The sequence below is a fragment of the Methylophaga sp. OBS3 genome, assembly GCF_026319325.1.
Taxonomy (GTDB): Bacteria; Pseudomonadota; Gammaproteobacteria; order Nitrosococcales; family Methylophagaceae; genus Methylophaga.
The window spans coordinates 223,587-236,045 of the sequence record NZ_JAPDMU010000002.1 but is presented as its reverse complement, the minus strand read 5'-3'; the positions used below and the strand labels follow the sequence as shown (position 1 = coordinate 236,045).

12 protein-coding genes are annotated in these 12,459 nt (G+C 45.0%); 5 read left to right on the top strand and 7 right to left on the bottom strand.

Going from position 1 to position 12,459, the window contains the following annotated elements:
- Positions 1-35 precede the first annotated feature (35 nt).
- Complete coding sequence (locus OMP94_RS05525) at positions 36-1,349, bottom strand: NAD(P)/FAD-dependent oxidoreductase (RefSeq protein WP_266276997.1); 1,314 nt, start codon at positions 1,347-1,349, stop codon at positions 36-38.
- A gap of 145 nt (positions 1,350-1,494) precedes the next feature.
- On the opposite strand from OMP94_RS05525, the gene OMP94_RS05520 reads away from it, so the two are divergent.
- The 4 genes from OMP94_RS05520 to OMP94_RS05505 are packed head-to-tail and all read left to right on the top strand — an operon-like array spanning position 1,495 to position 4,791.
- Positions 1,495-2,058: a flavoprotein gene (locus tag OMP94_RS05520; protein WP_266276995.1), complete on the top strand. Its 564-nt coding sequence runs from the start codon at positions 1,495-1,497 to the stop codon at positions 2,056-2,058.
- The gene (locus tag OMP94_RS05515) at positions 2,051-3,526 is read left to right on the top strand and encodes a DUF6513 domain-containing protein (protein ID WP_266276993.1); all 1,476 of its coding nucleotides are present in this window, start codon (positions 2,051-2,053) and stop codon (positions 3,524-3,526) included. Before OMP94_RS05520 ends, OMP94_RS05515 begins: the two co-directional genes overlap by 8 nt.
- Positions 3,507-4,082: a DUF447 domain-containing protein gene (locus OMP94_RS05510; protein ID WP_266276991.1), complete on the top strand. Its 576-nt coding sequence runs from the start codon at positions 3,507-3,509 to the stop codon at positions 4,080-4,082. Before OMP94_RS05515 ends, OMP94_RS05510 begins: the two co-directional genes overlap by 20 nt.
- Complete coding sequence (locus tag OMP94_RS05505; protein WP_266276989.1) at positions 4,075-4,791, top strand: (5-formylfuran-3-yl)methyl phosphate synthase; 717 nt, start codon at positions 4,075-4,077, stop codon at positions 4,789-4,791. The genes OMP94_RS05510 and OMP94_RS05505 overlap by 8 nt, the downstream gene beginning before the upstream one ends.
- On the opposite strand, the gene OMP94_RS05500 is transcribed toward OMP94_RS05505, so the two are convergent.
- A complete protein-coding gene (locus tag OMP94_RS05500) occupies positions 4,788-5,057 on the bottom strand; it encodes a DUF2798 domain-containing protein (protein WP_266276987.1) in 270 nt (89 codons plus the stop codon). The two genes, OMP94_RS05505 and OMP94_RS05500, sit on opposite strands and share 4 nt — an antisense overlap.
- Before the next feature lie 124 nt (positions 5,058-5,181).
- Between OMP94_RS05500 and OMP94_RS05495 the strand changes: the two genes are divergently transcribed.
- Entirely contained in the window at positions 5,182-6,102 is a 921-nt protein-coding gene (locus OMP94_RS05495) for a LysR family transcriptional regulator (protein ID WP_266276985.1), read from the top strand.
- Between the two features lie 51 nt (positions 6,103-6,153).
- Here the strand turns inward: OMP94_RS05495 and metE are convergent, their stop codons facing one another.
- The 5 genes from metE to OMP94_RS05470 all read right to left on the bottom strand — a co-directional run bounded on the left by metE (position 6,154) and on the right by OMP94_RS05470 (position 12,455).
- Complete coding sequence (gene metE / locus OMP94_RS05490) at positions 6,154-8,430, bottom strand: 5-methyltetrahydropteroyltriglutamate--homocysteine S-methyltransferase (protein ID WP_266276983.1); 2,277 nt, start codon at positions 8,428-8,430, stop codon at positions 6,154-6,156.
- 142 nt (positions 8,431-8,572) lie between these two features.
- Positions 8,573-9,376 (bottom strand): response regulator, encoded by an 804-nt coding sequence (locus OMP94_RS05485; protein WP_266276981.1) that lies wholly within the window; start codon positions 9,374-9,376, stop codon positions 8,573-8,575.
- 11 nt (positions 9,377-9,387) lie between these two features.
- Positions 9,388-9,942, bottom strand: a complete 555-nt coding sequence (locus tag OMP94_RS05480; RefSeq protein WP_266276979.1) for a DJ-1 family glyoxalase III — start codon at positions 9,940-9,942, stop codon at positions 9,388-9,390.
- 11 nt (positions 9,943-9,953) lie between these two features.
- Positions 9,954-11,291, bottom strand: a complete 1,338-nt coding sequence (locus OMP94_RS05475; RefSeq protein WP_323135059.1) for a S41 family peptidase — start codon at positions 11,289-11,291, stop codon at positions 9,954-9,956.
- A 21-nt stretch (positions 11,292-11,312) separates the two neighbouring features.
- Positions 11,313-12,455: a murein hydrolase activator EnvC family protein gene (locus OMP94_RS05470; protein ID WP_266276977.1), complete on the bottom strand. Its 1,143-nt coding sequence runs from the start codon at positions 12,453-12,455 to the stop codon at positions 11,313-11,315.
- Positions 12,456-12,459 lie beyond the last annotated feature (4 nt).

The window sequence follows — 12,459 nt, the reverse complement described above, 5'->3', positions numbered from 1 at the left end:
AAAAGGCCCTTTCGGGCCTTTTTTGTAACTGCAGATTAGTGCAGTTTAATTTTCGGGTGAACACTTCGTCTAAACAAGTGTGATAACGACAGCATAACGACCCTAAATGGACCAAACAATGCTGTCTGATGCATCTTATACAATGAAAGATACATCATTCGGGCCATAAAGCCCTCAATCATCATACTTCCACGGCTTAGGTTACCCATGAGGTTGCCAACGGTACCGTAGCGTCCTAGAGACACCAGAGAGCCGTAATCATGGTAGTGGTATTCAGGAATAATTTTACCCGTCATACGATTCATGATGGATTTATAAACCAGCGATGCCATTTGGTGAGCAGCTTGTGCACGTGGTGGAACGTTTTGATCGTGCCCTACCCACTTACATGCTGCGCAGTCACCAATCGCATAAATATCATCGTCTAAACTGGTTTGCAGTGTTTGACGAACAACCAACTGATTCATCCAGTTTGTTTCTAGGCCATCGATATCTTTCAAAAACTCGGGTGCTTTGATACCGGCTGCCCAGACTTTGATAGCTGAAGGAATTTCTTTACCACTTTGGGTCTTAATACTGCTTTCAGTGACTTCGATGACGCGTTCACCGGCAAGTACTTCAACACCCAACTCACGAAGTTCTTTAACAGCAGCTTCGGAGATATTTTCAGGTAAACCTGGCAATACGCGTTCAGCAGCTTCAATCAGCGTGATTTTGACATCACGAGGATTAACTTCATCTAAGCCATAAGCTGTTAACAAATGAGATACTTCGTGTAATTGGGCACATAGCTCTACACCGGTTGCACCGGCACCGACGATAGCAATATTTAATTGACCTTCATCTAGTGGGCGACCCTGGGTGTGAGCACGCAAATACGATTGCAATAATTGCTTCTGGAAAGCCTCAGCTTGTTTGGTGGTATCCAAGAATAAGCAGTGATCACGTACACCTTTGATACCAAAGTCGTGACTGATACTGCCAACGGCGACAATTAGATAGTCGTAATCAAACGAGCGACGAGGAATGATTTCAACGCCATCTTCGTTGAATGTTGGTGCCAAAGAAATCTTTTTATTTTGGCGATCCAAACCATCCATACGGCCTAAGCGAAAACGGAAACCGTTACACATCGCCTGACTTAGATATTCAATCTCATCTTCATGTGAATCAAGGGTGCCGGCCGCAACTTCGTGCAACAGCGGTTTCCAAATGTGAGTGTGGGTACTATCCACAAGCGTGATTTCGGCTTTCTTCTTCTTACCAAGCTTTTTGCCGAGCTTGGTTACCAGCTCCAAGCCACCTGCGCCGCCGCCAACGACAACAATTTTGGGAACAGCATTTGACATAGATTTCAGACTCCAATCAATCCGTTGCAATTACTTTATATCATTTATTCTAACGTATTAGGTTTACGCAACCTATGTTAATTTTTACTCGGGATGCTGACTCTGGCAAAATTTAACGTTTATTAGCTAATTTAGAGATGCCAGCATGCAAGCACGGCCTGAGCGACCCCGTCTGGCCTGGGCGGTTACCGGTTCCGGACATTACCTCGAAGAATGTTTGGAAATTATCCGTGATTTGGACGAGGTGGATTTGTTTTACAGCCGTGCCGGCGAAGAAGTTGTGCGCATGTATGGCCATGATCCTAAATCACTAAGTGGTGGCGGCAGTCGCTACTATCATGATCGTGCTGCCAGCGCGCCGCCTGTCGGTTTATTTTACCGAGGTGATTACCACACATTAGTGGTCGCACCCGCCACCTCAAATACCGTAGCCAAAATGGTGTTAGGGATTTCCGACACCTTGGTTACTAATGTCTATGCCCAAGCAGGTAAGTGCCGGGTGCCGAGTATTGTCTTGGCATGCGATGCCATTCCAGAAGTTGATACCCCTGCTCCTGATCGTATTGTCAGACTATGGCCTAGACAGATAGATTTGGCCCATACAGAGGCTTTAAAACAATTTGAGGCTACGACTGTGGTTGAAAGTTCTGAAGCACTAAAACTGGCCCTCAAGGCCCGTCTGGAGGAAGTTAATACATCTCATGGCTGAGAAAGTTCTGTTTCTAACGGGCAAGCTGGCAGAAGCCAGCGTGCATAAAGTTTTAGAGCAGATGCAACCTTTGCCGTTTGAATATCGCATTCACCAGCTCGGCTTATCCGTAGCGGCATTGATGACCGATAAAATGATAGGTCGCAGGCTAAAGCCAGAAGACTACCAAGGATATAACCGTATTATCGTGCCAGGACGTTGTCGTGGTGATCTGGAATCTTTAAGTACTGATCTTGGTATCACAGTTGAGCGAGGACCCGAGGAAATCAAAGATTTACCGCTGTTTTTTGGTCGTGCCAAAAAGGCTGTTGATATGAGTAGTTACGAAGTACAAATCTTTGCCGAGATTGTTGATGCGCCGCAGCGTAGCATCGACAGCATCATTGACCGAGCAAAATATTATGCGAGTAATGGTGCCAACGTTATTGATATCGGTTGCTTGCCAGAAGAGCGGTTTCCTCATATGGAGGAAGCTATTGTTGCCTTACATGAGAATGGGTTTAAGGTAAGTGTTGACTCACTATCACTTGATGATCTGCGCCGTGCATCTAAAGCGGGTGCAGACTTTTTATTAAGCTTGAGTGAAGATACTTTAGCCCTTGCTGAAGAAACCGATGCTGTACCAATCTTGGTGCCTTCACCACAAAACATGGGCAGTCTTGCGTCGCTAGAAAGAGCGATGGAGGCAATGGATAAACTTGGTAAACCTTGGATAGCCGACCCCATTTTAGATCCGCTGCATTTTGGTTTTACCAATTCAGTTGTGCGATATCACGAATTGAGAAAGCGTTATCCAGAAGCCAAAATTATGATGGGCGTTGGTAATCTCACAGAACTAACTGATGCGGATACTACCGGCGTGAATGCCATGTTATTTGGCATGATCTCTGAGCTAGATATCACTCATGTATTGGCAACTGAGGTTAGCCCCCATGCTCGTAATGCGATTCGAGAAGCTGATATCGCTCGACGCATGATGTATGCGGCCAAGCAAGACAATAGTCTACCTAGAGATATCTCAGATGAACTTATGGTGCATCATGAGCGACGACCATTTACCGATACGGATGAAGAAATTCACGCCCTGTATGAAACGGTTAAAGATCCCAATTATCGGATCAAAGTAAATGCCAGTGGTATTCACTTATTTAATCGCGATGGTATTCAGCACGATATTGATCCTTTTTCGTTTTATCCGAATTTGGCTGTTGAAAATGATCCCGGTCACGCGTTTTATCTTGGTGTTGAATTAGCGAGAGCAGAGATCGCATGGCAATTAGGCAAGCGCTATACCCAAGATGAACCATTACGTTGGGGAACGGCAGTGCAATTTGCTGAAGAAGATATGAAAGAGCAAACAGCAGAAGGCACAACATTGAAGAAACAAAAACGTATTCAATGTGGGCCAGTCGAAAAACCAGCAAAAAAACCAAAACAACGGAGCCAGTGTGGACCGGTTAAAAAGTAAAATTCACGAAGTGATAGTCACCACGCAGGCTGCCGATGGCAGTGCACATCATGCGCCTATGGGGATTTCAGAAGTAAATGGTCACTTCCTGATTAAGCCTTTTAAACCATCATCTACATACGATAATCTGCGTCGACATGGGCAATGTGTCATTAATTACACTGATGATGTCAGAGTCTATGCGGGCGCGCTTACTGGTAGAAGATCTTGGCCAACGTTATCTTGTGAAAAAATCCAAGGCCAGTATTTGCAGTCTGCTCTCGCACACACAGAGTTAGAGGTGGTTGAGATTGATGATGGTGATCCAAGAGCTTGTTTTAAAGCCGCGGTAAAACATGAAGTTACACATCAGCCATTTCGTGGTTACAACAGAGCGCAAAGTGCAGTTATCGAAGCCGCTATTTTAGTAAGTCGTATCGGGATGTTGCCAAAAGAAAAATTCACCCAAGAACGTCAATACCTACAAATTGCCATTGATAAAACAGCGGGTGAACGTGAGCTTGAGGCATGGGAATGGCTGATGGAAAAACTCAAACAGGCAGACTTGTATGAGTGATACGAGGCAGTGGCTTGCCAGTGTAAAGTCCCTGGCCGAAGCACAACAACTTTCATCTTGTTTGCCTGATATGTTGGATATGAAACAACCCGATCAAGGCGCTTTGGGTGCTTTGCCTGTCGGGACGGTTACAGAAATCGTTGATTGGGTAAAGGACCGTTGCCTGACGAGTGCAACGGTTGGTGACTTGCCGATGCAGGCAGAAACTATCATTTCAGCCTTACAAGCAATGCAGTCGAGCGGCGTGGATTATCTCAAGGTGGGTATTTTTGAAAGCAAAAAATTACCAGAGCAAGTTACTAAGTTAAATGACTTCCTACAGCACTTTACCACCCCAGTAATTGCTGTTTTATTTGTAGATGATGAAAACAGTCAGTCAGCGCTTACTACTATTTTAAACAGCAATTTTTCTGGTGTTATGTTAGATACCGCAGAAAAAAATGGCAAAACATTGCTTGATCATATGCCTGAAGAGTTGCTCGCTGAATTTGTGCAATTGGTAGTTTCAAATGGCAAGTTGTGTGGTTTGGCGGGTGCGTTAAAGCTTGATGATATCGCCGTGTTGAAAGGCTTAGGTGCGGATTATTTGGGGTTTAGAAGTGCATTGTGTCCAGATAGACAGCGCCAACGACGTTTGGACCCACATCTGGCGATGCAGGTCCAAAAGCAGTTAAATAACCAAACGTTTCGGCGGCAGGCATTAGCTTAATACTCAGCGCTCACCGTAGCGGCAACGAGTTTTCCAACCAAAGGTCTCACGACGAGTAAGCAGGCGAAGGCTGATGGCATCGCAACTTGGTAAGCATGCAGTGCCGAGATTAGATATTCATTCGAGAAGCCCTGATTAACAGCGGTAATAATCAGGCTCATCAATGCCGCCATGATGGCCGACATATACAAACTAAATACCCATGGTAAAAGCTTTGCAGGCAGTTTTCTGCTGACTGGTAGGTTATTCATTTTTTGTAGAGACATATCGACCTCCTGATCTAATGACGTGGCATTGTAGAGATCTCTGCTGCCAAAAATTAGTGGTCTGGCCCTATCAAGATTAATAAGTGATACTTATTAATACTAAGGATATTGTCAGGATGTGCTTATGGATACGTTGCGAGGTGTAGAAAGTTTTGTTCGGGCTGTCGACAGCGGTAGTATCGCTGGCGCCGCACGTTTACTGAATATCAGTGCCGCTGCAGCCAGCCAGAATATTGCGCGCCTTGAAAAGTCATTAGGTGTGCGTTTATTAACCCGCACAACAAGAAGCTTGGCGCTAACCGATGCTGGCGAAGTCTATTACCAGCGAGTTAAAGGCTTAATTCAGGAGTTAACACTTGCCGAACAGGCTGTGTCAGCGATTCATGGCAAAGTGGCTGGTAAATTAAAAGTGGCTTGTTCGGCCGCTTTTGCCCGTTATGTATTAGCGCCGATGATTCCAGCCTTTATGGCAAAGTATCCCGCGGTCACTATTGAGATCGTTGCAACTGATCGCCGAACGGATCATATTCAAGAAGGTATTGATGTCAGTATCCGTATTAACCAACAAGTAGAAGAAGGCTTGGTTGCACATAAATTAGCCACTGTGCCGTTTATGTTTTGTGCGGCACCCTCTTATCTGGCAAAACATGGTTGTCCGGAGTCTGCTCAGGCCTTAAGGCAGCATGACTCTTTGGTTTTTCGTATTCCGGTTGAGGGGCGTGTTTTGCCATGGGTATTTATTCGTGATGGGCAGCGCTATGAGCCTGAAATTCGTGCTGCACTAATTAGTGATGACATTGATATTTTGGCAAGGATTGCTGCCGAGGGTGGTGGCATTGCTCGTCTGGCTGAATTTGTGGCGAAACCCTATGTCGAGCAAGGCTTATTAAAGCAATTATTTAATGCTGATTTAGCGCCGGGCGTTGAGGATGCCGCTGCCCCACTTACCTTTTACTTTTGTGTTGCTGACAGGTTTTCCCGAACGCCAAAAGTTGAGGCATTTTATCGGTTCTTGGAAGACAGTCTGCCTCAAGATTGGCAGTAGGCCAGTCACACGCATGTGACCAGACCTACTTACTATGCCTGACGATTGATTCTAGGAAGTAAGTCGTTGCCGATAGGACTTGGCCGCATTGACCATCGCTTTTAATGCTGGGGTTACTTCTTCCCAGCGTCTGGTTTTTAAACCGCAGTCTGGGTTAACCCATAAACGTTCCAGTGGGATATAGTTTTGTGCGGCAGTAAGCAAACCACTAATGGATTCGCTATCAGGGATGTTGGGACTATGAATATCGTAAACCCCAGGACCGATAGCATTGGGATAATCAAAGGCTTCAAATGCATCAAGTAAATGCATCTGGCCGCGAGATGTTTCGATCGTGATGACATCTGCATCCATTTTCGCGATTGCTTCAATAATGTCATTAAATTGTGAATAACACATATGCGTGTGGACCTGAACATCATCACTGACACTATTTGCGGTAAGACGGAAACTGTTTACCGCCCAATCTAAATAATGCTGCCAATCACGTTGGCGTAATGGTAAGCCTTCTCGTAATGCCGCTTCATCAATTTGAATGATACTAATGCCTGCTCCCGCTAAGTCCTCAACTTCATCACGCATTGCCAATGCAATTTGCTGGCAAGTTTCCGAGCGTGGCTGGTCATCACGAACAAAAGACCAATTCAGGATTGTGACAGGGCCAGTCAACATGCCTTTAACAGGTTTGTTACTTAGGCTTTGTGCGTATTTTGCCCATTGAACAGTCATGGGTTTAGGCCGGGAAACATCACCAAATAAAATGGGTGGTTTAACACAACGTGAACCATAGGATTGCACCCAGCCGTTTTGGCTAAAAGTAAAGCCATTGAGCTGCTCACCAAAGTATTCCACCATGTCATTTCGTTCGGCTTCACCATGCACTAAAACGTCGATACCGAGTTGCTCTTGAACTTGAATACACTCAGCAATGTTTTGACGGATGGCTGTTTTGTAGTCAGTCGAGGTAACTTTGCCTTGCTTAAATCGTGAGCGAACTTGGCGGATCTCAGTTGTTTGAGGAAAAGAGCCAATCGTTGTTGTTGGTAATAGCGGTAGATTTAATCGCTGCTGTTGGACTATTGCACGTTGTAAATAGGGGCTTTGACGCTCAGTCATACCGGGTTGAATATTGGCCACGCGATCCCGAACGACAGTGGTGTGTGTCAGCAATGAGTGACGTCGGCTTTCAATAGCTTGTTGGTGTGAATTAAAAGCGTCTGCAACGGCATCTAAACCATTATTTAAGACGTTTTGTAGTAACTTAAGCTCTTCAATTTTTTGTACGGCAAACGCTAACCAGCTTTGTATTTCCGGTTCGATGGCAGTTTCCGCGTTGAGATCGACAGGTACATGTAAAAGCGAACAACTTGGTGCTAACCATAAGCGGTCACCAAACCTTTGCTGTAGCGGTTGTAAAACCTTCAACCAATCTTGCAGATCGGTTTTCCAGATATTGCGACCATCAATTATCCCGAGAGAAATCACTTGGTCTGCAGAGAGTAAATCAACGATTTTGCTAATTTCGTCTCGACCATCACTCACCACATCGATATGAATCCCATTGACGGGGAGGTTGCAAACTAGTTGGAGGTTATCGTCTAGCTGACCAAAATAGCTGGTTAACAATAACTTAACAGACGATGTATTTAGTGTGGAATAAGCTTGCTTAAAGGCGTTTTGCCATGGTTTCTCAAGGTCCGTTACTAAAATAGGCTCATCGATTTGGACCCACTCTACGCCAGCACTAGCAAGATGTTGGAGAATCTCTACGTAGCATGCCAATAGTGAGGGTAATAATGCCAATACGTCACTGTTATCCGTGACTTTACCTAGTTTTAGGTAGCTTAGGGGGCCAAGCAAAACAACTTTACCTCTGATGCCTTGTGCCTGCGATTCATGCCATTGGCTAAGCAAGTTTTCAGGGTTGGCTGAAAATTCGGTTTTGGCGCTAAACTCAGGTACCAAGTAATGATAGTTGCTGTTAAACCATTTAGTCATCGAGGCGGCTGAAGTATGACCACAGGAAGTGGTATCTGCCTGCCCACGGGCAGCAAGAAAGTATTGCTGTAATGGCGTCCCCTTTTGTGTTCTGGTCGGCAAATTGTCAAGCATTGCGCTGGTATCAAGCACATGATCATAGAGGCTAAAATCACCTACCGGTGAGAGATCGAGGTCTTGCTGAAGTTTCCAATGATGCTTACGAAGCTTGGCACCCGTTTCCAACAAAGATCTTTCATCTTGTTCGCCGCGCCAGAATTTCTCGAGAGAGAATTTCAGTTCGCGCTGTTGACCAATACGAGGAAACCCAAGGTTATGTATGAGTGCCATATGTCGCTCCTGAACAAAACGACATTGTATCCAGCCATATCCATGAAGAATAATGAAATTAATTACGAGTTAGATGAAATATATTCATGTATTTTGGGTGTGATGATACAGAGTATAGCCAATACCACTTATTTGAATTGGGTCAGATAGACTCATCCAAGACCCGGTGTAATGTTTCGCGAATTGATTGTGGTTCAAAAGGCTTATCAAGTAACGCCGAAATACCTGCTTGTTGAACTTGACCTAAGCGCGTTTCATTTTGCTCACTGGTGACCATCAAAACAGGAATAAAACTATTACCAAGCTCATTACGTATGTATTGCGTTAGCGCTTGTCCATCCATGCCCGGCATATTTAAATCGGTAATCACCAGATCAAAATCATCTTCTTGCAGCAAATTAATCGCGGCATCACCACTTTCAGCTTTGGCAACGTAGCCAATACCGAGATCCTGTAAAACGCGGCCAATATGATTTCGCGCGGTAAGGCTGTCATCAACCAGCAATACCCTTAAGTTTGCTGCATCATAGCTTTCCAGAGTCAACTCTTGAGGGTCAAGGAAGTCGAGTGTCGTGCGTAATGCACGTTGTAAATCAACCGGAGCAAAAGGTTTTGGCAGTATCGCTACAACACCTGCTTGGCGTAATGGCTCTAAAGTGTTGAAGTCCGTTTCACTAGAAATCAACATGAAATTGCAGTTTTGATGCTGCTCATCATTGCGAATTTGTAGCAATAAATCGGCAGCAGTCATATCCGGTAGGTACATGGCACTTATCACTAAGTCTGGTGGATATTTCTGAATAATATCTAACGCTTCTGCCCCACTTTCTACACCATCAATTTTATTTACACCAGCTTGCTGCAGTTGCCGCATGATAATTTTTAGCTGTGTTGATGATGGTTCAACTAGCAGGATCGATAATTCGGCTTCATTAACACTGAACATAGTTTGTTGATTTAGCTCCGTACCAAACCGGCTGTTACCTCACTTCGGGTTTCAGCATCAGTAAGTTGTTCAATAAGCGTAAGAGCAAAGTCCATGGCGGTACCAGGGCCTCGTGACGTGATGATATGCCCATCAATGACTACGGCATCATCATTAAGCTGTATTTCAGGCCATTGCTCGGTATGTAAGACGCCGGGATAAGCAACTGCCCGAAAGCCATTGAGAATTCCGGCATGCGCCAATACAAGCGGGGCGGCACAGATTGCTGCAATCCAGCAATGCTTATCAGCCATCTTTTGCAGTAGTGAATGAATACGCTTATCAGCGTTAAGATTATCTGTTCCAGGTTGACCGCCAGGTAAGACAATCATGTCAAAGTCTTCGGCCAGCACAGCTGATAACGAGGTGTCTGCGATAAGTCTGACACCTCTGCTAGCCGTAATATTGAGGTCATCATCCAGACTGGCGGTGATGACCTCAATTTGTGCACGACGTAATAAATCAATGAGCGTTACGGATTCTAGTTCTTCACAACCATTTGCTAACGGGATCAGAACTTTGCTCATAGGTCGTTTTATTAACGTTGTGGATGCAGAATCATCATTCCCTTGAGCAGGTTTAAAGCTTGAGATAATGGGTAATCTCTGACCGCTAGAGGGAGTTCTTTTTTCTCTTCTGCCGTTAAATTATCCATTTCGGCATCAGTTGCATCTTCTGTTTCTTCTGGTTTTTGACCATTAATCAGATGGTGTGACAAGTCAGCTTCACGAAGCGGTGTGAATTCACTTTCTTCTGCTGCTGATACCTGAACACCTTCGACCTTGATGTCTGGCTCAATACCATCAGCCTGGATAGAACGACCACTAGGCGTGTAATAACGCGCTGTTGTCATCTTAACCGCAGTATCGTTAGTTAATGGCATCACGGTTTGTACAGAGCCTTTACCAAAGGTTTTGCTACCAAGAATCACTGCGCGGTGATGATCCTGTAAGGCGCCTGCAACGATTTCAGATGCAGAGGCAGAACCACCATTAACCAAAACGATAATAGGTGCACCGTTGAGCATGTCGCCAGGTTTCGCGTGGAATTTCTGATCTGCATCAGCAATACGGCCTTCGGTGTAAACAATCATGCCTTTATTGATAAAGGCATCAGAGACTTCTACCGCGGCATCTAAAACACCACCTGGATTATTACGTAAATCAAGAACAAGACCTTTTAACTTGCCATCGTTTTGTTCTTTCAGCTCACTCAGCGCGTCACGGACACTTTGACCTGTTGGTGATTGGAATGTAGAAATCCGGAGGTAGCCATAGCCTGGCTCCAACGTTTCAAACTTTACGCTTTTTACTTTGATGACGGCGCGAGTCAATTCGACAGACAGCGGCTTATCTTCACCTTGGCGGATGATCGTTAACTGGATTTTGCTACCTGGTTCACCGCGCATGATATCGACAGCATCATTCAGCGACATACCTTTGACAGGTTTTTCATCCAGACGAATGATGAGGTCGCCAGCTTGCACGCCAGCTTTGGCAGCTGGTGTGTCATCAATCGGGGCAACAACTTTAACAAAGCCATCTTCCATTGAAACTTCGATACCTAAGCCACCAAACTCACCGCTGGTGCCTTCACGAAGTTCTTTAAAACCTTCAAGGTCAAGGTAGCTTGAATGTGGGTCTAGACCTGACAACATGCCGCGAATGGCATTTTCAATCAGCTCTTTGTCTTCAACGGGTTCGACATAGCTGCTCTTAATACGGCCAAAAATTTCCGAAAATGCCCGTAAATCATCAATCGGTAAGTCTGGTTGTACGGGGGAGCGATCGGCAAATACCATTTGCCCGAAGATCAATGTCATACCTAATAAGGCACCAGAGGTCAGCAGGCTTATATCGCGTTTTACAAACTTCATATTGATTCCTTGTTTAGCAGCTTAGCTTTGCTTTTGCAGCCATTTTAGCGGGTCAGTAGGACTGCCCTTGTGACGAACTTCGAAATACAGGCCAGCCATTTGGCGAACCCCCTGGTTACCACTTTGTGCAATGGTTTCGCCAGCGTCTACTATGTCACCCACAGACTTTAGCAGGCTGTCGTTATTGCCATAAAGACTCATAAATTGGCCGCCATGATCGACGATGATCAATAGGCCAAAGCCTTTCATCCAATCAGCAAAAACCACTCTGCCGGCAGCACTGGCGCGAACAGTTTCACCAGTATTGGCGGCAATCATGATGCCCTTCCACCGAAGTTTACCAAGATTTCTAGACTCACCATAGCGCGCAAGTAACTTGCCCCGCAATGGCCACTGTAATTTGCCTGTGAGACCTGAAAAGTTAGCCAATGGTTTCTGTTGTTTGGTAACGGGTGGCTTAGCAACAGATTTTTTATTTAACGAAGCCAGTAATTTTTGTAGTGCTTGCTCTTGTTGTTGCAGGTCGGCTAATTCAGAAGCTTGAGAGTTAATTTTTTTATCTAGCGCAGCCAGAGTTTGCTCACGTTGTTTTTTCTCAGCCGTCAGCTTTTCTTGTTGGGCGGTTTGTGCCGTGAGCATTTGTGCCATCTCTTTTTGTGCGGCAAAAACGGCCTTTTGTTCTTCACTAATATTATTTAATAGCACATCAATTTCTGCGATTTGGGCTTGGCGCGCATCATGAAAGTAGCGGTAATAAGTGTGCTGGCGACTAATTAAGGCGGGATCATGCTGATTCAACAGAATTTTTAAATAGCCTGGTTGCGCATGCATGTAGGCTGCACGAAGCTGCTTATTCAGCCCTTGCAGTTGTGCTTGTTGCTGTGATTTTTGTTCGCCCAACTCGCGTTCTAAGTCAGCAATTTTTTGGTCTTGCTGTTTGATGTTTTGTTGCGTGGTGGTTAAAGCCTTACTCATCTCTGAGACTTTCAGGCTTTGACTACGTAACTGCTCGTAAAGTGCTTCTTTACTTTTCTTGTCCGCTGATAATGATTGGTTTAGTTCGTTAATTTTACTCTGAACTTCATTTAACTCTTTTGCAGGCTGATCTGCTTGTACAGCAGTCGTGATGATGAGTCCAAACAGCAGCAGTAAGTAATTGGGCATATAG